Source organism: Mycobacterium arosiense ATCC BAA-1401 = DSM 45069 (assembly GCF_002086125.1).
Taxonomy (GTDB): domain Bacteria; phylum Actinomycetota; class Actinomycetes; order Mycobacteriales; family Mycobacteriaceae; genus Mycobacterium; species Mycobacterium arosiense.
This window is the reverse complement of sequence record NZ_MVHG01000001.1, coordinates 1-23,289: the sequence shown is the minus strand read 5'-3', so window position 1 is coordinate 23,289 and position 23,289 is coordinate 1. Positions and strand designations below refer to the sequence as shown.

General features: G+C 67.5%; 19 protein-coding genes and 1 pseudogene. 10 read left to right on the top strand and 10 right to left on the bottom strand.

Annotation, left to right across the window (positions count from 1 at the left end; all coding sequences use genetic code 11):
* Window positions 1-9 precede the first annotated feature (9 nt).
* Both BST14_RS00100 and BST14_RS00095 read left to right on the top strand, forming a co-directional pair.
* Window positions 10-381: a nuclear transport factor 2 family protein gene (locus BST14_RS00100; protein ID WP_083062581.1), complete on the top strand. Its 372-nt coding sequence runs from the start codon at window positions 10-12 to the stop codon at window positions 379-381.
* 207 nt (window positions 382-588) lie between these two features.
* Entirely contained in the window at window positions 589-2,316 is a 1,728-nt protein-coding gene (locus BST14_RS00095; RefSeq protein WP_083062580.1) for a potassium channel family protein, read from the top strand.
* A 33-nt stretch (window positions 2,317-2,349) separates the two neighbouring features.
* On the opposite strand, the gene BST14_RS00090 is transcribed toward BST14_RS00095, so the two are convergent.
* Window positions 2,350-3,222, bottom strand: coding sequence for a tetratricopeptide repeat protein (locus tag BST14_RS00090; RefSeq protein ID WP_083062579.1), 873 nt, complete (start codon window positions 3,220-3,222; stop codon window positions 2,350-2,352).
* A 70-nt stretch (window positions 3,223-3,292) separates the two neighbouring features.
* On the bottom strand, window positions 3,293-4,171 hold the full coding sequence (locus BST14_RS00085; protein ID WP_083062725.1) for an LLM class flavin-dependent oxidoreductase: 879 nt from the start codon (window positions 4,169-4,171) through the stop codon (window positions 3,293-3,295).
* A gap of 57 nt (window positions 4,172-4,228) precedes the next feature.
* Here BST14_RS00085 and BST14_RS00080 point away from each other — a divergent pair, with 57 nt between their 5' ends.
* Window positions 4,229-4,651: a VOC family protein gene (locus tag BST14_RS00080; protein ID WP_083062726.1), complete on the top strand. Its 423-nt coding sequence runs from the start codon at window positions 4,229-4,231 to the stop codon at window positions 4,649-4,651.
* Window positions 4,652-4,697: 46 nt separating this feature from the next.
* Window positions 4,698-5,087, top strand: a complete 390-nt coding sequence (locus BST14_RS00075) for a VOC family protein (protein WP_083062578.1) — start codon at window positions 4,698-4,700, stop codon at window positions 5,085-5,087.
* Window positions 5,088-5,103: 16 nt separating this feature from the next.
* Here BST14_RS00075 and BST14_RS00070 read toward each other — a convergent pair whose 3' ends face one another.
* Genes BST14_RS00070 through cysD form a run of 3 tightly spaced genes read right to left on the bottom strand, consistent with a single transcriptional unit; the run spans window position 5,104 to window position 8,478 of the window.
* A complete protein-coding gene (locus BST14_RS00070) occupies window positions 5,104-5,589 on the bottom strand; it encodes an Rrf2 family transcriptional regulator (protein WP_083062577.1) in 486 nt (161 codons plus the stop codon).
* 58 nt (window positions 5,590-5,647) lie between these two features.
* Window positions 5,648-7,489 carry an adenylyl-sulfate kinase gene (cysC, locus tag BST14_RS00065; protein WP_083062576.1) on the bottom strand — a complete coding sequence of 614 codons (1,842 nt, stop codon included), beginning with the start codon at window positions 7,487-7,489 and terminating at the stop codon, window positions 5,648-5,650.
* Window positions 7,489-8,478, bottom strand: coding sequence for a sulfate adenylyltransferase subunit CysD (gene cysD / locus BST14_RS00060; RefSeq protein WP_142279201.1), 990 nt, complete (start codon window positions 8,476-8,478; stop codon window positions 7,489-7,491). The genes cysC and cysD overlap by 1 nt, the downstream gene beginning before the upstream one ends.
* Before the next feature lie 155 nt (window positions 8,479-8,633).
* Between cysD and BST14_RS00055 the strand changes: the two genes are divergently transcribed.
* On the top strand, window positions 8,634-9,074 hold the full coding sequence (locus BST14_RS00055) for a PaaI family thioesterase (RefSeq protein ID WP_083062574.1): 441 nt from the start codon (window positions 8,634-8,636) through the stop codon (window positions 9,072-9,074).
* Between the two features lie 3 nt (window positions 9,075-9,077).
* On the opposite strand, the gene BST14_RS00050 is transcribed toward BST14_RS00055, so the two are convergent.
* On the bottom strand, window positions 9,078-9,569 hold the full coding sequence (locus tag BST14_RS00050) for a beta-class carbonic anhydrase (RefSeq protein ID WP_083062573.1): 492 nt from the start codon (window positions 9,567-9,569) through the stop codon (window positions 9,078-9,080).
* 212 nt (window positions 9,570-9,781) lie between these two features.
* Between BST14_RS00050 and BST14_RS00045 the strand changes: the two genes are divergently transcribed.
* From BST14_RS00045 to BST14_RS00030, 4 genes are read left to right on the top strand one after another with little or no spacing between them, the layout of a single operon-like run.
* Entirely contained in the window at window positions 9,782-10,759 is a 978-nt protein-coding gene (locus tag BST14_RS00045; RefSeq protein WP_083062724.1) for an ABC transporter permease, read from the top strand.
* Complete coding sequence (locus BST14_RS00040) at window positions 10,756-11,691, top strand: ABC transporter permease (protein ID WP_083062572.1); 936 nt, start codon at window positions 10,756-10,758, stop codon at window positions 11,689-11,691. Before BST14_RS00045 ends, BST14_RS00040 begins: the two co-directional genes overlap by 4 nt.
* Complete coding sequence (locus BST14_RS00035) at window positions 11,688-13,523, top strand: dipeptide ABC transporter ATP-binding protein (protein ID WP_083062571.1); 1,836 nt, start codon at window positions 11,688-11,690, stop codon at window positions 13,521-13,523. Before BST14_RS00040 ends, BST14_RS00035 begins: the two co-directional genes overlap by 4 nt.
* A 46-nt stretch (window positions 13,524-13,569) precedes the next feature.
* Complete coding sequence (locus BST14_RS00030; RefSeq protein ID WP_142279209.1) at window positions 13,570-15,204, top strand: ABC transporter family substrate-binding protein; 1,635 nt, start codon at window positions 13,570-13,572, stop codon at window positions 15,202-15,204.
* Here the strand turns inward: BST14_RS00030 and BST14_RS00025 are convergent.
* The 4 genes from BST14_RS00025 to BST14_RS00010 all read right to left on the bottom strand — a co-directional run bounded on the left by BST14_RS00025 (window position 15,191) and on the right by BST14_RS00010 (window position 21,963).
* Entirely contained in the window at window positions 15,191-16,435 is a 1,245-nt protein-coding gene (locus BST14_RS00025; RefSeq protein ID WP_083062569.1) for an alpha/beta fold hydrolase, read from the bottom strand. The two genes, BST14_RS00030 and BST14_RS00025, sit on opposite strands and share 14 nt — an antisense overlap.
* A 99-nt stretch (window positions 16,436-16,534) precedes the next feature.
* A complete protein-coding gene (locus BST14_RS00020) occupies window positions 16,535-19,156 on the bottom strand; it encodes an AAA family ATPase (protein ID WP_083062568.1) in 2,622 nt (873 codons plus the stop codon).
* On the bottom strand, window positions 19,153-20,304 hold the full coding sequence (locus tag BST14_RS00015; RefSeq protein WP_083062567.1) for a metallophosphoesterase family protein: 1,152 nt from the start codon (window positions 20,302-20,304) through the stop codon (window positions 19,153-19,155). Before BST14_RS00015 ends, BST14_RS00020 begins: the two co-directional genes overlap by 4 nt.
* 246 nt (window positions 20,305-20,550) lie before the next feature.
* Window positions 20,551-21,963 carry an IS110 family RNA-guided transposase gene (locus BST14_RS00010; protein WP_083062566.1) on the bottom strand — a complete coding sequence of 471 codons (1,413 nt, stop codon included), beginning with the start codon at window positions 21,961-21,963 and terminating at the stop codon, window positions 20,551-20,553.
* Between the two features lie 242 nt (window positions 21,964-22,205).
* On the opposite strand from BST14_RS00010, the pseudogene BST14_RS00005 reads away from it, so the two are divergent.
* Window positions 22,206-23,289: pseudogene (locus BST14_RS00005) on the top strand (13E12 repeat family protein); the annotation flags it as partial.

Genomic DNA, 23,289 nt, shown 5'->3' with positions numbered 1-23,289 from the left:
GTCCGGACTATGCCGTCCCCAGAAGCCATCACCGACACCGTCAATCGCTACCTCGCGCTGGTCGCCACGGGTACCGCCGACGACATCGTCGCGCTCTATGCCGAGGACGCCACGATCGAGGACCCGATCGGGTCCGAGATCCGCCGCGGGCCCGACGCCATCCGCGCCTTCTATGCGGGGTTTCAGGACGCCAAGAAAGACACCGAACTCGCCGAAGTGCGGATCTCGGGCAGCGAAGCAGCTTTCTTCTGGCACCTCACGCTCGACGCCGGTGACAGCCGCACCCGGATCTCGCCCATCTCGACGATGACGTTCGACGGGGACGCCAGGATCACGTCGATGCGCGCGTTCTGGTCACCCGCCGACGTTCGGGTCTTGTAGACCCGCCAAACCTGTTGGCGCCGGGCCGGACTGCACCGGTGCTCCGACGCTGCCCAGATCGACATCGCCCATCCGATCCCGGCGCCGCCCGCCAAGCGTTCGATATCCCCCTCAAAAGGCGTGCGGACATGTCACGCTGGCATCCAACGACACGGTGCCCGACAGTTGGCGACAACTGAGCGCCCAAGTCATCAGAGATGGGGATACATGAGCACGCGCCGCCACATCATCGTCAGCGGTGACGACGCGCTCGCAACAACGATTGCCGAGGAACTGAACCGCGCGGGTGCCACCATCGTCAAGCTGCACAGCGAGCAGCTCGCCGCCGCCGACCTCGCCCGCGCGCACGCCATCGTCTGCGCGGGGGACGACGACGCGAAAAACCTCGAAATCGCCTTGCTGGCAAGGAAAACGAATCCTCGCGTGCGCGTGGTTGCCCGCCTGGGCAACGACGTGCTGCGTGCGGCGGTGGCCGCCGACAACGGTCCCGGGGCCATCCTGGACGTCGCCGATCTGGCGGCGCCGTCGGTCGTCGAAGCCTGTCTGGCGAGCAGCACACACCCGGTTGAGGCGGCCGGCATCAAATTTCTGGTGTCGGGCGCCGAGGCACCGCGCGACGCGACACTTCGAGAGATCTACGGCGACCTGGCACCGGTAGCCGTCATTCATGGCGAGAACGCCGCGAGGTCCGACGGGGTGGTGCCCTGTCCCGGGCGAGATCACAAAGTGCGCAAGGGTGACTGGACCGCAATGATCGGCAGCGCCGATGAGCTGGCGGCGCGCGGCATCAAGACTCCCCGGCCGGCCGCGACCCGCTCGCGCCAGTCGTGGATGCGGCGCGTCTCGGATGCCGCGCGTGCGATGCGCGACGACGTCAACCCCATGCTCTTCCCCGCGATGTTGCTCGCAATCAGCCTTTTGCTCGCGTCCACGGCCGTCGTGCATTTCTCGTACACGAAGCCGCGGCTGTCCTGGCTCGACGCCATGTACTTCACCGCGGAGACCATCACCACGGTGGGCTACGGCGAATTCACCTTCCTGCACCAGTCCGCGTGGCTGCGAATCTTCGCTGTCGCCCTGATGTTCGCCGGCGTGACCACCACCGCGCTGCTCGTCGCCTTCCTGGCCGACCTGTTGCTGTCACGCCGCTTCCTGCAATCGGCCGGGGTTCGGCGCGCACGTCATCTGCGCAACCACATCATCGTCGTGGGGCTGGGCTCGTTCGGCAGCCGCGTCGTCGGCGACCTCACCGCCGCCGGATATGACGTCGCGGTGATCGAGCGCGACGAGAATAACCGATTCCTCTCCACCGCAGACGAACTCGACGTGCCGGTGATCTTCGGCGACGCGACGCTGCGCCAGACGCTGGAAGCGGCCCGCGTCGACCGCGCCCGGGCCGTCGCGGTGCTGACCCAGGACGACATGGTCAACATCGAGACGGGGATTGTGCTGCGCGAGATGCTGGGCCCCCGGGTGATGCCCGAGGTCAACCGGCCCGATGTGCCCATCGTGCTGCGCATCTATGACCGCGCACTCGGCGACGCGGTGGCCAAGCGGTTCGGCTTCGAGAATGTCCGCTCCACCGTCGACCTGGCCGCGCCGTGGTTCATCGGTGCCGCGATGGGCCTGCAGGTGCTGGGCACGTTTTCGGTCGGGCAGCGTTCGTTCATGGTCGGCGCGATGCACGTGGCGGCGGGCAGCGAACTCGACGGGCTGCGCATGTTCGAGATGTCAACCAAGACCCGTGTCATCGCGATCACCCGCCGGGATACGCCCGTCGAGTTGCACCCCCGCCGCGACGCCTGGCTGCGCGGCGGGGACACCGTCTATCTGGTGGGGCCCTACCGCGAGCTGCTGGAGACGCTGCGCAAGGGGCAGCCACCCCACCAGCCTGTCGTGAACGACGAGCGCCCCGCGGATCGAGCCGCGATCTGAGCATCGCCGGACGCGCTCAACGGCACTTCCGGGTCACGAAGCGGACCAGTCCAACGAGCCCCGGCCGCCGAATTTGTGCGGTCGGTCGCCGTGCCGGGCGCACCGTCCGGCCAGCTCATGGCGGGCGGCGACGGTCACCGGATGCTGATCGCCCAGCACCCGCGCCTCTTCGGCGACCAGCGCTTCCCATGCCGCGACCTCGTCCTGGACGCCGACCAGGTCGGGGGCCCACAGCGTCAACATGTGCCGGGCCACCAGCAGGTGAGCGTGGTCGTCGCCCAGCTTGTCGCGCAGCTCGCCGATCAACGGCTCAAGCTCGGCGACGGCCGTCGGGACATCACCGGAGCGGCCCCGCCAGATTGCCAGCATCAACCGCGTCCCGAGCGTGTCGGCGTGGTCGTCACCGAGCACGCGCCGGCGAGCGGCGAGCACGTGTTCACCCTCGGCCATCGCACCGACGAGATCGCCTATTTCCCAACGCTTCTCCGCGATCTTCTCGCGTGCCACCAGCACGCTCTCGTGTCCGGCGCCCAAGACGCGCTGTTCGTCGGCGAAAAGCTGCGACCATTCGGCGAGCGCTGACAGCGACGGTTGTTGCCGGCCCGCCAGGAGGTGCCGGGCCGTCAGGGTGCTGAGGTGATCACCCCCGAGCACCTCGACCAGGTCCGGTATCAGCCGTGCGAACTCCTCGTAGGCGACGGCATCGTCGCCGGCTCGCAGTTGCACCGTCGCCAGCGACACCTTGAGTTCCAGCACGGTGGGATGACGCTCGCCCAGCGTTGCGCGGCACAGGGTGACCAGCTCGTTCGCCTGCCGCGCGGCCCCGGCGTAATCGCCGTTGCTCGCGCACTCCGTTATGAGCCCGGTCAGTTCGGCCAGCGGGGCGGGCAGCTCCTGCTGCGTCATGCCGCTAATGAAATCGCCGCCGCGCCGACGCGGCAATTCACCTTATTTGACCTGCAGCGTTGCCGTAAAGCTACAGCCGAGCCGCCACCTCTGCGGCGCGGCGAAGCTGACCGACGTCCGAGCTGGTCGGGATCAGCTGGACCTCATCGGTGCCGATCTCGCAGAACCCGCGCAACACGTTCAGCAGCTCGTCCTCGCTGCCGGCCCAACCCGTCATCGGCGCCATCGCGTCGACGTAGTCGGCCGGTATCCAGTTCATGTAGCGGCGCAGATGACGGTGTATCTGGGCACGAGAATCCTCGGGTGACCCGAACGCGAACCAGAACGAAGTGATCAGGTGGGGTTTGGGCTTGCCGGCCTGCGCCCAGGCCGCTCGGGTCACGTCGAACAGCTCGTTCTGCTTGGCCACGTCGAGGTCCAGGGTGGTGCCGGCCAACCCGTCGGCCCACGCGGCCGCGCTGCGGATGGTTTTCGGTCCGATGCTGCCGACGAACAACGGAGGACCGCCGGGCTGGACCGGCGCCGGACCGACGGGCAGCACCGAGTCGGTGATCTTCTCCCCCGCCCAGACCCGCTTCATCACCGCCACGCGTTCGGCCATGCCGCGCATCGTCTGGGTGGCCGGATCGGCACTCACGGCGTGGTAGTCCTCGTGGCGGCCGCCCACCCCGACGCCCACGCTGAGCCGGCCGCCGCTCAGCAGGTCACCGGTCGCCAAACCCTTGGCGAGCATGACCGGATCGTGTAGCTGCGGCACGATGACCGTGGTCAACAGCCGCACCCGCTTGGTCCAAGCGGCCAGCGCACCCAGCAGCGTCAGGTTGTCCGGGTTGTCGAAGGCGATGCGCTCGCCCCAGCACAACGACGAGAACGGCCCCTCGTCAATGGCGCGCGCCCACGTCTCGAGCACGGTCGCATCCAGATCCGGCTCCATCACCGGCATGGTCATCGCAATCTGCACGACGGCGATTTTGGCATGTTCAACATGCGGCCCATCAGTGGAACCATGGACCGGGTGGCGTTCACCAGTAGTTCCATCGCACATGTCCGGCTGACCGTGACCGACATCGAGCGGTCGCGGCAGTTCTACGAGAGCGTGTTCGGTTGGCCGGTGTTGATCGAGGTCCCAGACAACGCCGACGAATTCATTCGCAGCCAGTTGAGCTTTCTGTTCGGCGGCGTCATCTACGACCTCGGCGGCACGCTACTCGGACTGCGCCCGGTCGGCACGGACCGCTTCGACGAGGATCGCGTCGGCCTCGACCACATTGCCTTCCGGCTCGCCAGCAAAGACGAATTGGATTCGGCAGCAGCGCATCTCGACGAAGTCGGTGTCGTTCACGAGCCGGTCAAAGACATCGGGCCGTCTTACATCTTGGAGTTCCGCGATCCCGACAACATCGCCCTGGAGCTAACCGCGCCGAAATAGCGCGGCGTTGTGGCGCCGGGCGGAGGGTGGTTGACTGGAAAGAACTATGACCATCAGTTTCAACCACACCATCGTGGCGTCACGCGACAAACGAGAATCGGCCGAGTTCCTCACCGAGCTGTTCGGTCTGCCCAGCCCAAAGCCTTTCGGCCACTTCATGGTTGTCGAACTCGAGCACGGCGCAAGCCTGGACTATGCGGATGCCCCGGAAGGCGCGGACATCCCGCGCCAGCACTACGCGTTCCTGGTGTCCGAGCAAGAGTTCGACGCCATCTATGCCAGGATCTCCTCACGCGGCCTGCAGCATTGGGCCGATCCCGGCGCCAAACGCCCCGGCGAGATCAACCACAATCACGGCGGGCGCGGCGTCTATTTCTCGGACCCTTCCGGCCACGCCATGGAGATCCTCACCAGCCCGTACGGATCGGCGGGCTGAACGGATAAGTTCTCGCTCAGTCGCCGGTGCGCGCCGTTCCGTGTCGCTGGCTTTCCTGCCTGCGATAGTCGTTGGCCAGTTGCACCACGTGCTTGGGCAGGCCACCGGTGGCGACGTCCGCCAGGGTCGTTTCTTCGAGCACCGAACGCATGCTGGCCCGCAGAGCGCGCCAGACGTCGGTGAGCGCCGCAGTCGGCCCGGAATACGGTAGGTCGCCCAGCCCGATGTCACGGACGCTGGCCAACGGCCCGTCGATGCAGCGCAGCACGTCGGCGATGCTGATGTCTTTGCCGGGTCGGGCCAATTCGTAGCCGCCTTCGCGGCCTCGGTGGCTTCGCACCAGCCGGTCGGTGCGCAGGTTGGTCAGGATGTCGACGAGAAACTGCGGCGGGATGCCCTGGGCCTGGGCCAGGTCGTCGGTTTTGACCAGCGTTCCGTCCGGCACCGTGGCGAGCTGAATCATCGCCCGCACGGCATACTCCGCCTTCGCCGACATGCGCACTCACAGGATTGTGCCACTCGGAGGCACAATTTCGGTGCAGCCTGGCTGATCCGGCGTGCTACCCGCGTGATTCGAGCAGGTCGATGACCCGCTGTGCCTGCTCCTCGACGGTACCGTCCGGGGTCAGGCGCAGATCGGGGTGTACCGGTGGCTGATACGGGCTGTCGATGCCGGTGAACTGGGTGATCTCGCCCGCCCGGGCTTTGGCGTACAGGCCCTTGGGATCACGCTTTTCGCACTCCTCGATCGGGGTGTCGCAAAACACCTCGATGAAGTCGAAGCCGGCGTCGGCGTGCACTTGGCGCGCCAGTTCGCGTTGTTCGGTCAGCGGACTGATCGCCGGTACCAGCACGACGTTGCCGCAGTCGGCGAGCAGCGCCGCCACGTGCGCCAGCCGGCGCAGGTTTTCGGCCCGGTCCGCCATGGAAAAGCCCAAGTCGGCGTTCAAACCGTGCCTCAGGTTGTCGCCGTCGAGAACGTATGCCGCAGAACCCTTCTCGAGCAGCTTTTGCTCGACAATCATCGCCACCGGCGACTTGCCGGACCCGGACAAGCCGGTGAACCACACCGTTTTACCCCGGGGCCGCGCCTCGGCGATGGCGGATGACTTGTGCCGCACGGTGTTCGGGCTCGCTGACTGCGCCGAAGCGTCGCGCAGCACCATGCCGGCCGCCACCGTGCCGTTGGTGTGCGGGTCGATGAGGATAAACGAGCCGGTGCTGGAGTTGCGGGTGTACTCGTCGAGCAGCAGCGGCACCTGGGTGCGCAGCGAAATGCGGCCGAGTTCGTTGAGCCGCAACGCCGTTGCGCTCTTGTCGCGATGCAGGGTGTTGACGTCCAGCCGGTAGTCGAGCGCGGTCACCTTCGCGTGCGTGGTCCGGGTGGTGTGCTTGATGACGTAGTCGCGGCCGGGCTCGAGCGCCGCATTGTCGGCCATCCAGCACACCGTCGCGTCGAACTCCTGCGCGACCCTGGGCTGATTATGGGTGCGGGCGATCAGGTCCCCGCGCGAGATGTCGATCTCGTCGGCCAGGGTCAGCGACACGGCCATCGGCGGAAAGGCTTCTTGCACCGGACCATACGGCCCGTCTATCGCGGTGATCCGGCTGCGCTTGCCGACCGGCAGCACCACCACTTCGTCGTTCGGCCGCATGACCCCGCTGGCGACCGTGCCGGCGTAGCTGCGGTGGTCCTGGTGTTCGCGGGTGTGCGGGCGGATGACGTACTGGACCGGGAACCGCACGTCGATTAGGTTGCGGTCACCGGCGATGTACACCTCTTCGAGGTGTGACAGCAACGCCGGGCCCTCGTACCAGGGTGTCTGGTCGGACTTGGTCACCACGTTGTCGCCATGCAGCGCCGACAACGGAATGGTGGCCACGTCGTGCACGTCCAGGCGTGCCGCGAAAGCGTGGAATTCGTCCCGGATCGCCTCGAATTTTTCTCTGTCCCAACCGATGAGGTCCATCTTGTTGACCGCGAGCACGATGTGCTGGATGCCCAGCAGCGACGCCAGGAAGGCATGCCGGCGCGACTGCTCCAGCAAGCCATGCCGCGCGTCGACAAGCACGATCACCAGTTGCGCGGTCGACGCGCCGGTCACCATGTTGCGGGTGTACTGGATGTGGCCGGGGGTGTCGGCGATGATGAATTTGCGCTTGGGAGTGGCGAAGTAGCGGTAGGCGACGTCGATCGTGATGCCCTGTTCGCGCTCCGCCCGCAGGCCGTCGGTCACCAGCGCCAGGTCGGTGTAGTCGTGGCCGCGGTCCTTGGACGTCTGTTCCACCGCGGCCCACTGGTCTTCCATCACGGCCTTGGAGTCATACAGCAGGCGGCCGATCAGCGTGGACTTGCCATCGTCGACCGAACCCGCGGTCGCGAGCCGCAAAAGCGTTGTCATCAGAAGTATCCCTGCCGTTTACGGTCTTCCATGCCCGCCTCCGAGATGCGGTCGTCGGCCCGGGTGGCCCCGCGTTCGGTGAGCCGGGACACCGCGGTTTCGGCGATGACCTCGTCCACCGTGGCGGCCTGCGATTCCACGCACCCGGTGCACGTGACGTCGCCGACGGTGCGGAACCGAACCGTCGCCTCGAACACCGGCTCGTCGTCGCCCGGTTTCATGTTGCGGTCTACCGCCAGCAGCATGCCGTCGCGACGAAACACCTTGCGCCGGTGCGCGTAATAGATCGACGGCAGCGCGATGTGCTCGGCGCCGATGTAGGACCAGATGTCGAACTCGGTCCAGTTGGACAACGGGAACACCCGGATATGCTCACCCTTGTGGTGCCGGCCGTTGTACAGGTTCCACAGCTCGGGCCGCTGCGCCTTGGGATCCCATTGGCCGAACTCGTCGCGCAAGCTGAAGACGCGTTCCTTGGCGCGGGCCTTCTCCTCGTCGCGGCGCGCTCCCCCGAAGGCGGCATCGAACTTGTTCTCCCGGATGGCGCGCAGCAGGGTCACAGTCTGAATCGAGTTCCGCCCCTGGCGGGGCTCGACGACCCGCCCGGCGTCGATGTCGTCCTGGACCGAGGCGATCACCAGGCGCACACCGTGCTCGGCGACCAACTCGTCACGGGTCGCGATCACCTCGTCGAAGTTGTGCCCGGTGTCGACATGCATCACCGGGAAGGGCAACCGCCCGGGACGGAACGCCCGCAGCGCGAGGTGCAGCATGACGATGGAATCCTTACCGCCCGAGAACAGCAGCACCGGCCGCTCGAACTCCGCGGCCACCTCGCGAATGATGTGGATCGCCTCGGCCTCCAGCGAGCGCAGATGGCTCAACTCGTACTGCCCGGCGGCCGGGGCAACCTTCAGATCACCGGTCATAGCCTCCTCGAATAAACGCTTCCCTGGGCTAAATCTGGTAGAACTGACCAAGTTTGGCATCTTAACAACATATGAGACCAGCTCGCCGCTGGCGCTGTCAACCGCGGGTATGACGAGCCGCCGGGCCGGTGGCGCGCGCGCCGGCCACAGGACACATCGCGTCAACAGGCGTGGCGGTACTTTTGTGGCCGGTGACGGTGCGAAAGCATGGACGGATGACTGCCACCCCTCAACCCGCCGGAACAGCCACACCGAGCGGTCGCGACGTCATCGCGCAGTTCCTCCCCCAATCCCCATTCGTGGTCAAGCTGGGCATCGTCGCCGACCGGCTCGAAGACGACGAGGTGCGGCTGCGGTTGCCCTGGGACCCGTCCAACGTGACCATCGGCGACATGGTCCACGGCGGCGCCATCGCCACGCTCGCCGATCTCACCGTCATGGCGGCGGCGTGGTGCGGAACGCAGGCGCCACCCGAATTGCGGGGCGTGACCGTCTCCATGGCGCTGGACTTCATCGCCCCGGCCCGGGCCACCGACGTTATCGGCGTCGGCCGGGCGCTGCGGCGCGGCCGCTCGCTGGTCAACTGCGAGGCCGAGATCGTCGACGCGGAGGGGACGCTGGTCGCCAAGGCGCTGGCGACCTACAAGGTCGGCTGACGGCTAGAGCGTCACCTCGTTGAGTTTGCCGGTGGCCACGTCGAACACGAATCCGCGCGCGGAGACGTGCTTGGTGACGAACGGGCTGGCCTCCAGGCGGCGCAGCGACTGCCGGACGTCCTCGGCGGGGTCGCCGAACGCCTCGGCCGCCCACCAGGGCTTGATGCCCGTCTCCTCCTGGATGCCGCGCTTGAAGTCGTCGTCGGTGAAGGTGAGCATGCCGCAGTCGGTGTGGTGAATCAGGATGATCTCCCGCGTTCCCAGCAACCGCTGGCTGATGGCCAGCGAGCGGACGACGTCGTCGGTGACGACCCCGCCGGCGTTGCGGATGACGTGGGACTCCCCCTCGTTGAGCCCGAGCATGCGATAGACATCGAGCCGGGCATCCATGCAGGCGACGACCGCGACATGTTTGGCCGGCGGCATCGGCAGTGGCCCTTTGAAGGTGCTCGCATAGTCGGTGTTATTGGCCAGGTAATCATCGGTAACCGTCACACCAGCCTCCTTGGGAGTGTCGCGGCCCGATACGTATGCGTTTGCTGCACGGCCCGGTGCCGCGGTGGATCCTAACAACCGATCACACGCGATTCACCCGTGAGAATCAACCGGATCGAAAGGCGACCGAGCGCGCCGGACGCCGCAACGCGCGACGCTGTGCCGCCGGCTCGATAGCCTGTCCCAATGCGACGTGGGGTGTGCGGACGGGCATGACTCGGTTTTTGGCACGCCGGTTGCTCAACTACGTGGCGCTGCTGGCGCTGGCATCGTTTCTCACGTTCTGCCTGACGTCGGTGGCCTTCAGGCCACTCGACAGCCTGCTGCAGCGCAGCCCGCGGCCGCCGCAGGCCGTGATCGATGCCAAAGCCCACTCGCTCGGCCTAGACGAGGCGATACCGATCCGCTACGCGCACTGGGCGTCACACGCCGTCCGCGGCGACTTCGGCAAGACGGTCACCGGGCAGCCCGTCGGGACCACACTGTGGCGTCGCGTCGGAGTCACCCTGCGCCTGCTCGTCATCGGTTCGCTGGCGGGCACCGTCCTGGGCATCGCGGCCGGCGCGTGGGGCGCCATTCGGCAGTATCGGCTCAGCGATCGCGTCGTCACCATGGTGGCGCTGCTGGTGCTCAGCACCCCGACATTCGTGATCGCCAGCCTGCTGATCCTTGGTGCGCTGCGGGCGAACTGGGTGTTGGGCATCCACGTTTTCGACTACACCGGGGAGACTTCACCGGGGGTGACCGCCGGGGTCGGCGCTCAACTGCTCGACCGGTTGCGGCACCTGGTCCTGCCGTCGCTGACCCTGGCGCTGGCCGCTGCGGCCGGCTACAGCCGATACCAACGCAACGCGATGCTCGACGTCCTGGGCCAGGATTTCATTCGCACCGCCCGTGCCAAAGGGCTGACCCGCCGGCGGGCGCTGGTAAAGCACGGGCTGCGGACCGCACTGATCCCGCTGGCCACCCTGTTCGCCTACGGGGTGGCCGGCCTGGTCACCGGAGCGGTGTTCGTGGAGAAGATCTTCGGCTGGCACGGCATGGGCGAATGGCTGGTGCAGGGCATCGCGACTCAGGACACCAACATCATCGCGGCGATCACCCTGTTCTCCGGTGCGGTGGTGTTGCTGGCAGGTCTGCTCTCGGACGTGTTCTACGCGGCTCTTGATCCACGGGTGCGGGTGTCATGACCCCCGCCACCCCCGCACCGGATATCGATGGCGCCCACGGCTTTTCGGGTCACGAGGTCACCGACTTCGCCTCGCGGCGCGCCCTGGTGCTTCGGCGGTTTGGCCGCAACCGGTTGGCGGTGGCCTCGCTGACGCTGCTGGTTGGGTTGTTCGTCGGCTGCTACGCGCTGCCCGCAGTGTTGCCGTACTCCTACGAAGACCTCGATTTCACCGCGCTGCTGCAGCCGCCGAACGCGCGGCACTGGCTGGGCACCAACGCGCTGGGTCAGGACCTGTTGGCGCAAATCCTGCGCGGCATGCAGAAGTCGATGCTGATCGGCGTGTGCGTCGCGGTGATCTCCACCGGCATCGCCGCCACGGTCGGGTCGATCTCAGGCTATTTCGGTGGCTGGCGCGACCGTGCGCTGATGTGGGTGGTCGACCTGCTGTTGGTGGTGCCCAGCTTCATCCTCATCGCCATCGTGACGCCGCGCATCAAGACCTCGGCCAACGTGTTGATGCTGGTGTTGCTCTTGGCCGGGTTCGGGTGGATGGTCAGTTCACGCATGGTGCGCGGCATGACCATGAGTCTGCGGGAACGCGAATTCATCCGGGCTGCGCGGTATATGGGGGTATCGAGCCGTCGCATCATCATCGGCCACGTGGTGCCGAATGTGGCTTCCATCCTGATCATCGACGCCGCGCTCAACGTCGCCTCGGCCATCCTGGCCGAAACCGGCCTGAGCTTTTTGGGTTTCGGCATCCAGCCGCCGGACGTGTCGCTGGGAACGTTGATCGCCAACGGCACCCAATCGGCGACCACCTTTCCGTGGGTGTTTCTGTTTCCCGCGGGCGTGCTGGTGCTGATCCTGGTGTGCGCCAACCTCACCGGCGACGGGTTGCGCGACGCGCTCGACCCCGGCAGCGCGGGGTTGCGGGGTGGGGGCCGATGAGCGGGCTGCTCGAGGTGACCGACTTGGCCGTCACCTTCGGAGCCGGCGGCGCGCCGGTGACCGCCGTGCGCGGCATCAGCTACCGCATCGAACCGGGAGAGGTCGTCGCGATGGTCGGCGAATCCGGTTCCGGGAAGTCCGTTTCGGCCATGGCGGCGATCGGCCTGTTGCCCGAATACGCGCAAGTGCGCGGCTCGGTCCGGTTGCACGGCACCGAACTGCTGGGCCTCGGCGACGACGCCATGTCGCGCTTTCGCGGCAAGACGGTCGGCATGGTGTTCCAGGACCCGATGTCGGCGCTGACGCCGGTCTACACCGTCGGCGATCAGATCGCCGAGGCGATCGAGATCCATCAGCCCCGGGTGGGCAAGAAGGCCGCCCGCAGGCGTGCGGTGGAACTGCTCGAGCTGGTGGGAATCGCCCAGCCGCAACGGCGCGCCCGCGCGTTCCCCCATGAGCTGTCCGGCGGCGAGCGGCAGCGGGTGGTGATCGCGATCGCGATCGCCAACGACCCGGACCTGTTGATCTGCGACGAGCCGACCACCGCGCTCGATGTGACGGTGCAGGCGCAGATCCTCGAGGTGCTCAAGACGGCCCGCGACATCACCGGCGCCGGGGTGCTCATCATCACCCACGACCTCGGTGTGGTCGCCGAGTTCGCCGACCGGGCGCTGGTGATGTATGCCGGGCGGATCGTCGAATCAGCCGATGTGTTAACGCTGTACCGGGATCGGCGCATGCCCTACACCGTCGGGCTGCTGGGTTCGGTGCCGCGACTCGACGCCGCCCAGGGCACCAGGCTGGTGCCGATCCCCGGGGCGCCGCCGTCGCTGGTCGGCCTGGATCCCGGCTGCCCGTTCGCGCCGCGCTGTCCGCTGGCCATCGACGAATGCCGGCTCGAGGAGCCGGAATTGCTTCCCGTCGGCACCGATCACGGGGCGGCCTGCATCCGCACCGAGCGGGTTGACGGCCGAAGCGCCGCGGACATCTACGGAGTGAGCACCGAAGCCCCTCAAGCGGGATCGGCCGACACCTCGGTGGTGGTTGCGGTGCGCGACCTGACCAAGACCTACCGGCTGACGAAGGGCGTGTTGCGCCGCAGCGCCGGTGAGATCCGCGCCGTCGACGGCGTCAGTTTCGAGCTGCGACAGGGCCGCACCCTGGGCATCGTCGGGGAGTCCGGTTCGGGCAAGTCGACCACCCTGCACGAGATCCTGGAACTCACCGGGCCCCAATCGGGTTCGATCGAAGTGCTGGGCACCGATGTCACCACGTTGAGCACGGCGCGCAGGCGATCACTGCGGCGCGACATCCAGGTCGTGTTCCAAGACCCGGTCGCGTCGCTGGACCCGCGGCTACCGGTGTTCGAGTTGCTGGCGGAACCCTTGCGGGCCAACGGGTTCGACAAGAGTCACACCAATGCGCGCGTCGCCGAGCTGCTGGACATCGTGGGCCTGCGCCGCGCCGACGCGCTCCGTTACCCCGCCGAATTCTCCGGCGGGCAAAAGCAGCGCATTGGCATCGCCCGCGCGCTGGCGCTGCAACCGAAGATCCTGGCGCTCGACGAACCGGTTTCCGCGCTCGACGTATCCATCCAGGCGGGGATCATCAACCTGCTGTTGGACCTGCAAGAGCGGTTCGGCCTATCGTATCTGTTTGTCTCCCATGATCTTTCGGTTATCAAACACCTGGCGCACGACGTCGTGGTGATGTATGCCGGCTCGATCGTGGAGCAGGGCGAGAGCCGCCGAGTCTTCGACGATCCGCGACACGAATACACCCGGCGGCTGCTGAACGCGGTGCCGCGACCGGATCCGGCCAGACGTGCCTAGCCGGGTGGCGCGTCGGGGAATCCGCTTCGCCGCGGTGTTCTCCGCGATGACGCTGGCACTGTCGGGCTGCTCGCCGGCCGTCAGCCTGGTCCCCGAAACGGGCCAGAACGCGCGGATCGGCTCGACGAGCGACGTCAACCCGCACGATCCGGCCACTCTGCAAGACGGCGGTGACCTGCGGCTGGCGCTCACCGAATTTCCGCCGAACTTCAACATCTTGCACATCGACGGCAATTCGGCCGACGTCTCCGCGATGATGAAGGCCACCCTGCCGCGGGCCTTCATCATCGGGCCGGACGGCTCCACGACGGTCGACACCGACTACTTCACCAGCATCGAGCTCACCGGCACCGCGCCACAGGTGGTTACGTACACGATCAACCCCAGGGCGGTGTGGTCCGATGGCACGCCGATCACCTGGGAGGATATCGCCAGCCAGATCCACGCCCTGAGCGGCGCCGACAAGGCCTTCGAGATCGCCGGACCCGGCGGCGCCGACCGCGTCGCCTCGGTCACCCGCGGCGTCGACGACCGGCAGGCCATCATGACCTTCGCCAAGCCGTACGCCGAATGGCGCGGCATGTTCGCCGGCAACGGCATGCTGCTGCCCAAGAGCATGACGGCGACCCCGGAGGCGTTCAACCACGGCCAGCTGGCGGCTCCCGGCCCGTCGGCCGGGCCGTTCGTCGTCTCTTCGCTGGATCGGACCACCCAGCGGATCATGTTGAGCCGCAACCCGAAATGGTGGGGGGCGCGGCCTCGCCTGGACACCATCACCTACCTGGTGCTCGACGATGCCGCGCGGCTGCCGGCGCTGCAGAACAACACCATCGACGCCACCGGGGTCGGCACGATCGACCAGCTGACCATCGCCCAGCGCACCAAGGGAATCTCGATCCGGCGCGCGCCCGCACCGGCGTGGTCACACTTCACTTTCAACGGCGCCCCGGGCTCGATCCTGTCCGACAGGGCGCTGCGCGTCGCGGTGGCCAAGGGCATTGACCGGCAGACCATCGCCAGGGTGGTGCAATACGGTCTGACCAGTAGCCCGGTGGCGCTGGGCAACCACATCTATGTGGCAGGGCAGCAGGGCTATCAGGACAACAGCTCGGTCCTTCCCTACGATCCGGCCGCGGCCAGCCGGGAGCTCGACGCGTTGGGCTGGAAGCGGGCCGGCGAGTTCCGGGAGAAGGACGGCCGACAGCTGGTTATCCGCGATTTGTTCTATGACGCCCAGGGCAGCCGACAGTTCGCCCAGATCGCCCAGCACAGCCTCGCCCAGATCGGGGTCAAGCTCGAGCTGGTCTCCCGGTCCGGCAGCGGCTTTTTCACCAATTACATCAACGTCGGGGCTTTCGATATGGCCCAATTCGGTTGGCTCGGGGACGCATTCCCGCTCTCGGCCCTGACCCAAATCTACAAGTCGGACGGGGAAAGTAATTTCGGCAAGATCGGCAGTGAACGGATCGACGCGGCCATCGAGAACACCCTGGAAGAACTCGACCCGGCCAAGGCGCGGGCACTGGCCAACGATGTCGACAAGCTCATCTGGGCCGAGGGATTCAGCCTTCCGCTGACGCAGTCGCCCGGGGATGTCGCGGTGCGCAGCACGCTGGCCAATTTCGGCGCGGCCGGCCTCGCCGACCTCGACTACACCGCTATCGGGTTCACGCGAAGTTGAGCCGCTGCCGCAGCCGATGAGGGATCGGCAGCGCGCCCTCGGCGATCGCCGCCGCTCCGAGCGCCTTCCACAGCAGTCGCACTTCGGGGCGCGGCGGCAGCGCGTCCAGCGCCGCCACCCGTGCGGCCAGCCCGTTGAGGTCCCCCCGCCGAACCGCATCCGCGCTGGCGAGCGCGACGGCCTCACGGAAGTCCAACGCGCTGTGCGCCATGCTCGGCAGGCTCAAGAGCAGCGCATTGGGCAGCAGCGACGCCACCCGCTGGGCGACCGCCGGCGGGGTGATCAGATCCCGACCACCGGAGACCACCGCGGTGGGCCAGTCGAATTTCGGCATTTCGGCCGGCAGGTCATAGGGCTCGTCCTCGAAAGTCACCCGCTGTGTGCGCGTTTTGCTTTCCGCCACGGCCGGGTCGAGCGGCAGGCCGTCGGGTTCGGCCGCGTAGTCCAGTTCGCGGAAGGCGATGCGGCTCACCAGGTCTTCCTCGTAGCGATACGGCAGGTTGCCCAGGCTGGTGAACCGGGACAGCGCCCACCACAGCAACTTCCGGCCATCGAGTAGCAGGTCGAGTTGCCGCTCGAGCAGATCGGTCCCGCCGTAGCCGTATATCGTCGCCACGACCTGTGTTGCCGCCGCATCCATGATCCCGGCGTCGACAAGTTTGCGCATTTTGGGTGCCACCGAAGCGGTTTCGGGGCTGTCGCCCTTGAGCAGCAACCGGCGAATCGCGCGGCGCACGATGACGATGTCGTGCCGGGACAGCAGCGGCGAATCGAGCACCATGCCCCGCACCCGCTGCGGATGCCGCACCCCGACCCCGGCGGCGATATAGGTGCCGTACGAGGCCCCGTAGATGACGGCCGACTCCGCTTGCGCGTCGTCGAGCACCGCGGCCACGTCGTCAACCACCTGGTTCACGGTCATCGACTGCGGGGGCAAATCGGCGCCCGAATCGTCGTGACGCGACATGCCCACCCCACGATGTTCGATCATGATCACGTCGAGGCTGGCCGCCGCCGCGCGCCGCCGCAGCCCCTTGTACATCTGCACCGACGCCACCCCCGGACCCCCGGGAATGATGACCACCGGACGAGAAGACTTGCGGCCCGCGCGCACGTAGTAAAGATCGAACTCTTCGGCGCTGTGCGGTGAGATTGGCCTGCGCACGGGTCGCACACCGGGCAGTTGCGCCAGCTTCTGCTGCATCCGGCTGCGCTTCGCGTTCATCGTCATTCGCGTCGGCCCAACATGGTCCCATTCTGCAGGCGAGGCGCCGGTGTGGCACCGGATTGCTCGGAGCCCGGCAATATCGGCCGCGGCCGGCCGGTTGGGCTAAGCGCTGAGATCGATGCGGTGCGCGCCCCTGACACCGTCGTAGCGGTGGGGGCTGCAGGTCAGCACGATCACCTGCCCGTGGATTCCCACGGTGTCGAACAGTTCGCCCATTTTGGTCAAGCGGTCCGGGTCGGTGAAACCGAGTGCGTCGTCGACCACCACCGGGACGGCGTCCTCCTTGGCGACCAGGGCCGCGCCGGCCAGCCGGGCCAGGATGCCGAGCTGCTCCTTGGCCCCGCCGGACAGGGATTCGTACGGCACCGTGATGCCGTCCAGCGTGCGGCTGCGGATGCACAAGTCGCTGTCGATGTCGACCTCGAAAGTGGGGCCGAACACCGGACGGCCGAGCCGCTGCAGTTCCGCACGATAGGGCTCGACATAGCGACGCCGGGTGGTGTCGCGGTGGCGCGTCATCACGGAGCGCAGCAGTTGCGCGGCCCGCGCGCGAGCGCCCACCTGGGTGTGTTCGCTGGCGGCGTGTTCACGCTCCGTTTCCGCGGCGTCGAGCTTGCCTTGGCGGCCCTCACCGCCGAATACCGAGAGTTCTATGGTGATTTCGCGCAGTGCGCGCGCGACCTCTTCATAGCGCTCGCGCAGCGAGTCGGCTTCCCTTGTGGCATTGGCCAATTCGATGGCGACCGCATCGGGCGCGGCCGCGGCCAGGGCTTCCGCGACTTCGGTGACGCGTTGTTGCGCGGCCTGCGCCGCGCGCAGCGCCGTGTCCGCCGAAGCCGCAAGTTCCGCATCACCGGCCGACACCCGCTCGGCGGTCAGCCGTCCGGTGGCGGCATCCAATTCCGCGCGCTGAGCCGCCAGGGTGTTCTGCAGAACCGTTGCCCGCGTTGACACCTCGGCGAGCCTGGTAGCCGCCGCGGCAGCGGCCTGACGGCGCGCCTCGCATTCGCTCGACGCGGCCTCGCGGGCCTGAACCACCACGGCGAGTTCGGCGCGCGCGGCCCCGATGTCCATGGGAACGGCATCGGCCTCGGCGGGGTGTTGGGCGTGCAGTTGGGCGAGCCGCGAGCGCAGCTCCTCGATCCGCTCGTCGCCGCACAGGCCGGCCAGGGTTGCGACGAGCTGATCGCGGGTGCCCTGCAGCTCCCGGCGGCGCTGGTCGGCGGATCGCGCGGCGGCGAGGTCGGCCACGTCTCCGGCCGCCAGTGCCGCAACCAACTCTTCTTGTGCTGCAGCATGTTTGGCGTGAACGTCCAGCGTGGTCGCGCCCGGGGTGACCCGGGCGGTGAGTACTCCGGGGACCTCCACCTCGGTAGGTCCCGCGGCGGTGGTAGACCAGCTCCGCCCGGCCTGTAGCGAGACCTGCCGGCCGCCGACGATGAGGCGGATGTCCGCGGCAGCGGTGAATTCGATGGCCGCCGAGGTCAGCGCCAACTGGTCGCCGGTGCGGTCGACGGCGGCCGCGGCGTCCTCGATGCGTCGTAGCACCGCCTCGGTGACCGCGATGGTGGTGAGCTGGGCGTCGATTCGCTCGCGATCCCGCTCGATGGCGTCGATCTTGGCCAGCCTGGCGGTCAGCCGGTCGGCCTCTTCGCGGCCGGCGAGCCGATCAACCGTGCACCGCGCGGATTCGGCCCGGCCGTGCAGCTCGGCAAGGGCATCGGCGGCCTGCTGCAGCGCGGCGTCGGACGCTTCGGCCTCCGCGTGCGCCGCGGCTTGTGCAGCGACCGCTTCTTCGGCCTGCGCCTGCGTTTCGGCGACAGCCTTCGCTCGGGTGTCGATTTCGGCCAGCAATTGCCGGCGTGCGGTATGGGCGCCGTCGGCGGCGGCAGCGGTGGCGACCGCGGCGTCGGCGACCAGCTGGGCTTCGCGCTGCTCCGCGGTGAGCGCGGCGACCTTTTCGGCGGCTTCCTGCGCGGCGGCCACCCGCGGGCCGACGGCGATGCGCCGCTGGGAGAAGTCGGCGACCTGCTGGGTCAACACGGCGTGGCGGGCCACCCGTTCGTCGACCTCCGCGACCGCGGCCGCGCACTCGGCGACCGCGGCCTCGGCGTCGGCCAGCCGGGCGATCGCGGCGGCCCACTCGCCCGTCGGGCGTCCGGTCGGGGTGAAATAACGCCCGTATTCGGCGTCGATGCGTTCGATGAGCAAGGGCTCGGTGCCGCACAGCCCCCCGCTATCGCCGGCGGCGACATCAAGTGCGCGGGAGAGCGCGTCGCACCCGGACAGATCCACCGCGGCGGTCGACGCCGACTGCAGCACCCGCTGGGCGTGCCACAGGTCGCTGTCCACCGTCTCAGCCAGCATCGCCCGGACCCGTTCGTGGGCCTCGTCGCCGGTCAGTTGTTCGCGGCACGGGCGAAGCACCGTCAGCTCCGTCTCGCACTTCTTGTGAAACCGCTTTCGATAGACGAAATGGTAAGGGCCGCAACTTATTTCGGCGGACACTTCGGAGCCCACGTCGCTGTGGGTGGGCTTGACCTGTTTGACTTCCTTCTTTGTCGAGCGGTCCCGGGCTTCCAGCAGCAAATCCAGGGCTTCGATCATCGACGACTTGCCGATCTCGTTGGCGCCACACACCACCACGACGCCGTGATCGGGGAATTCGATTTCCCGGTGCGGAATCCCGCGGTAGTTGGTCAGGGTCAACCGGTGCAGCTTCACGCCGCACCCCGATCGGTGAGGCGCAGCAGTAGCGCAAGCGCGGCCTGCGCGTCGGCGGCGGTGGCGCAGCCCTCCTCGCGAGCGGTCGCCACCAGCTCTTCGACTGCCGCGGCCGCAAAACCTCCGATGCCGAGATCGCTGAATTCGCCGTCGGCCGGCATCACCGCCAGGTCGGTGTGACGTTCCCACAGGCCCAGCCACCCGAACAGCCGTGCGTATTTGTCCAGGCAGGCGTCCAGCGCGGCGCGGTCGGTGACCGTCAGCGAGCCGGTCAGCGCCAGACGCACCACGGTCCGGTCCTTCTCGGTCATCAGGTCCAGGTTGACGTCGAGGTCGGCGATGTCGCGGCTGGTGTCGACCTGCCGGTGCATGGTGACGAACCGCCAGGTTCCGACGCGGTGTGGGGTCACAGTGACCGCGCGCTGCGGGTCGGCTTCGTCGATGTCGACGACCAGGATATGGCCGGGGTCGGATTCCACGTCGTCGAAGTTGGTGACTTCCGGGGAGCCGGAATACCACACCCGGCCGCTACCGCCGACCTGGGTGAGCGAGTGCTTGTCCCCGAGCGCAACATAGTGCACCGCGCCGCGGGACAGCGCGTCGTCAACCGTGGCGAGCCGGATCAGCGAGGGCTTGTCCCGATCGGGATCCAGGGTGTCCACCCCGCCGTGCGCCACGAGGATCCGGGTGACCGCGGCAGCGGGCAGGCCGTCCAGGACGTCGGCGACCAAATCGGTGGTCGGGACCTTCGAGCGCCACGGCGCGGCGACGATCTCGAGCCCGGGACGCACGCGGTGCACGCCGGCCTGATCGAGCACCACCACATTGTCGGGACGCTCGGCGGTGAACAGCGCGCTGGTGTACACCGACGAGGCGTCGAGGGGATCGTGGTTGCCGGGCAGCAGGTAGACCGGAATCCCGATGGCGCGCATGGCTTCCAAGGACTGCCCGATGACCTTGGGGGGAAGTTGATTGTGTTCGAAGACGTCACCCGACACGACGACGAACTCGGCGCCCGCCTCCGCCGCCAGCGCCCCCAGGTTGGCAACCGCGTCGCGGCGGGCCGCCGAATAGCGTGGTTGCGCGTCACCGGCGAGGAAGTGCCGGGTCATGCCCAGCTGCCAGTCGGCGGTGTGCAGGAATCGCATGCCCGCAACCCCCTTTCCAAGTGCGTGTTACCGAGGCATCGCGAGTTTAGGTCTGCGCACCGACAAGACGCGGGACCTCGACCGGCAGGTCTCGGTACGAGAAATCGGACGGCACCGGCCTGGGCCGTGCCGCGCATCGAGCGGACAATAGTCGCACATCCCAAATCAATTGCGCGAGTGTGAATCTATGGCGGCTTGTGGGCCGGGTTCTGAGTTCCTAACGAGAGTCAAGCGGCTTCGGTGGAGTTAAGCGACTTCGGTGGGTTTTATCCTGGGATGGACGGGCCGGTGAATTGGAGCGCTTGGCGACTCCTGTTGTTCCCGGCCTGTCCTGCCTTTCTGGCGTTGTGAGTAACGCTTGCTAGCAGCGTTGATGCGGGTCTTCTTGTCGACGGTGTGGTGGGTGCGGATGGTGCGGCGGCCTTCCTCCTCGGTGACCGGGCGGCCGTCGGTGTCGCGCAGAACGTAGTGCTGGCCGGTGCGCCAGCAGGTGGCAATGCGGGTGAGCAGGATGGTGGCGATGTGGCAGATCGCTGAGTCGTGGTGTCGCTCGGTGCTCATCAGGCGTTGGTATTTTGCGGCCAGTTGCGGATCAATTTTGCGGGCCTGGTCGGCGGCGTTGAAGAGGGCTTCACGCAGTAGCGGGTCGCCAGCTTTGGTGAGCCCGTGCTGGTGTTCGGCTTGTCCGGACTGGCTGAGCTTGGGAACGAGACCCGAATAGGCGCGGATCGCGGCCAGGGAATGAAATCGGTGCGGGTCGCCGATGCGGCCGGCGATGATGGCGCAGGTGACGGGCCCAACGCCGGGTGCTGAGGCGATGATTGCGGTGGGGTCGGCCTCGGCGTAGAGGTTGGCGCAGCGCTCGTCGAGGTCGTCGATCTGCTCGGTGAGCATCTGAGCTTGTTCGGCCTCGGTGGCGATATCGGCGGCCAGTTCGGCGAAGTCGATGCGGGCATCCGCGCCAGATCCCCACAGCTGCAGTGATTCTTGGGCAGCGGTCAACAGCATGGTGGCGTGGGGTTCACGCCAGGCGCCGCGAGAATGGCGGATCAGGAACCGGGTCAGCCGGGCGTGTCCGAGACGGATCAGGCTGTGGGGGTCGCCGTAGCGGGCGAGCAGCGCCAGTGCGGCCTTGCCGTAGTTGGATCCCAGGGCGTCGTACCAGGCCGGCCCGAGCAGCTCGAGTTGGGCGTCGAGTCGCTGGAAGACCGCGGTGCGGCGTTTGACAATCGAGGAGCGGATTTTGACGACCCGTCGCAGCGGTTCGGCCGGACCGTCACCGGTGTGCTCGCGCAGCCCTTCGGGGTGCAGCAGCGGCAGTCGGGCCAGCAGCCTGGAATCCAGACGATCGTTTTTGGTGTGTTTGGAGTAGTAGGCGCGCAGGTCTGCCGACTGGGTGGTGGGCACCATCGAGATCCGGGCGCCGCGGTGGCGAAACCACGATGCGAGCGGGGCCCATGCGTTGCGGGTCGGCTCCATCACGACGCGCAGCGTGTCTTGCTTGCCGAGTTCGATCGCCTTCCAAAGTTTCTCAAGTTCGGCGGGTCGGGTGAAGAACTTTCGTCCGGTCCATACGAACGTCCCATCAGGGCGAGCCAGCGATGCTTGGTGAGCAGTCCGGCAGGCCAGGTCGATACCCAATATCAGTTCCACGCACATCCTTTCGACGGATCCAGGTCAGTCCCCGGCTCCGACGGGCATGGCCCAGACATTCCGTAAGTAGAAGTCCGCTCTCCAGCGGCTCCAAGTTCCCGAATAGAGACACCAGTCGGCACCCGAGACGCGCCCTCGGACGGCCACTCAAAAATCAGGAATCACCAAGATGTTCCGGTCGGTGGGCTCGCGCCGTCCGCGGACGCCCACTAAACCTAAATGTCGGTGGGGGTGGCTAGTTTGAGGGTGTGGGAGCAGTGGTTGATCGCGAGGCGCTGTCGTCGGCGTTGGACGCGCTCGACGCGGCCTTCGACGGGGTTGTAGCGTTCGATTGCCAGGCGTTGACCACCCCGGAGCAACTGGCGTTGCTGCAGCGCTTCGAGCGGCTGCGCCGGCGGATACCGTCCCTTGAGCACCCGCTGATCAACGCCCTTGCCCGGCAATCGACTTCCGCGGAGTTGGGCGGCAAGCTCTCGGATGCGATCGCCGACTGGACGTTGATCAGCCGCGCCGAAGCCGCCCGACGCATCAAGGAAGCCGCCGACCTCGGCCCGCGCCACGGGTTGACCGGCGAGCCCATCGCACCGGCGCTGGCCGCCACCGCCGCCAAACAGCGCCAGGGCACCCTGGGACCCGGGCAGGTCGCGGTGATCCGCAAGTTCTACCACCAATTGCCCGGCTGGATCGACCCGGCCACCCGCGAACAGGCCGAGGCCAAACTCGCCACCGAAGGCACCCGCTACCGGCCCGAACACCTCGACAAACTCGCCGCCGTGCTGGCCGACTGCCTCAACCCCGACGGCACCTTCACCGACGCAGACCGCGCCCGCCAACGCGGCCTGACCCTTAGCACCCAGCAACCCGACGGACATGACGGCGCTGCGCGGCTGGCTCACCCCCGAAACCCGCGCCACCCTCGAAGCGGTGCTGGCCAAACTCGCCGCACCCGGCATGTGCAACCCCCTCGACGACACCCCCCGCATCGAGGGCGCCCCCAGCGAACAGGCCATCGAACGGGATAGCCGCAGCGCCGCCCAGCGCCACCACGACGCACTCAACGCCGCGCTGCGGGGCCTACTCGCTTCGGGCGAGTTGGGTCAGCACAACGGCCTGCCGGCCTCCATCGTGGTCACCACCACCCTGGCAGAACTGGAAGCCGCCGCCGGACGGGCCCTGACCGGCGGCGGCACCCTGCTGCCCATGAGCGACGTCATCCGGCTGGCCCGCCACGCCCACCACTACCTGGCCATCTTCGACAAAGGCAAAGCCCTGGCCCTGTATCACACCAAGCGACTCGCCAACCCCGGACAGCGAATCGTGTTGTACGCCAAA

Excerpts from the sequence above, each read along its gene's own strand:
- BST14_RS00100 (WP_083062581.1), top strand. The coding sequence starts at position 10 with ATGCCGTCCCCAGAAGCCATCACCGACACCGTCAATCGCTACCTCGCG.
- BST14_RS00095 (WP_083062580.1), top strand. The coding sequence starts at position 589 with ATGAGCACGCGCCGCCACATCATCGTCAGCGGTGACGACGCGCTCGCA.
- BST14_RS00090 (WP_083062579.1), bottom strand. The coding sequence starts at position 3,222 with ATGACGCAGCAGGAGCTGCCCGCCCCGCTGGCCGAACTGACCGGGCTC.
- BST14_RS00085 (WP_083062725.1), bottom strand. The coding sequence starts at position 4,171 with ATGACCATGCCGGTGATGGAGCCGGATCTGGATGCGACCGTGCTCGAG.
- BST14_RS00080 (WP_083062726.1), top strand. The coding sequence starts at position 4,229 with ATGGACCGGGTGGCGTTCACCAGTAGTTCCATCGCACATGTCCGGCTG.
- BST14_RS00075 (WP_083062578.1), top strand. The coding sequence starts at position 4,698 with ATGACCATCAGTTTCAACCACACCATCGTGGCGTCACGCGACAAACGA.
- cysC (WP_083062576.1), bottom strand. The coding sequence starts at position 7,489 with ATGACAACGCTTTTGCGGCTCGCGACCGCGGGTTCGGTCGACGATGGC.
- cysD (WP_142279201.1), bottom strand. The coding sequence starts at position 8,478 with ATGCCAAACTTGGTCAGTTCTACCAGATTTAGCCCAGGGAAGCGTTTA.
- BST14_RS00055 (WP_083062574.1), top strand. The coding sequence starts at position 8,634 with ATGACTGCCACCCCTCAACCCGCCGGAACAGCCACACCGAGCGGTCGC.
- BST14_RS00045 (WP_083062724.1), top strand. The coding sequence starts at position 9,782 with ATGACTCGGTTTTTGGCACGCCGGTTGCTCAACTACGTGGCGCTGCTG.
- BST14_RS00040 (WP_083062572.1), top strand. The coding sequence starts at position 10,756 with ATGACCCCCGCCACCCCCGCACCGGATATCGATGGCGCCCACGGCTTT.
- BST14_RS00035 (WP_083062571.1), top strand. The coding sequence starts at position 11,688 with ATGAGCGGGCTGCTCGAGGTGACCGACTTGGCCGTCACCTTCGGAGCC.
- BST14_RS00030 (WP_142279209.1), top strand. The coding sequence starts at position 13,570 with ATGACGCTGGCACTGTCGGGCTGCTCGCCGGCCGTCAGCCTGGTCCCC.
- BST14_RS00025 (WP_083062569.1), bottom strand. The coding sequence starts at position 16,435 with ATGACGATGAACGCGAAGCGCAGCCGGATGCAGCAGAAGCTGGCGCAA.
- BST14_RS00015 (WP_083062567.1), bottom strand. The coding sequence starts at position 20,304 with ATGCGATTCCTGCACACCGCCGACTGGCAGCTGGGCATGACCCGGCAC.
- BST14_RS00010 (WP_083062566.1), bottom strand. The coding sequence starts at position 21,963 with ATGTGCGTGGAACTGATATTGGGTATCGACCTGGCCTGCCGGACTGCT.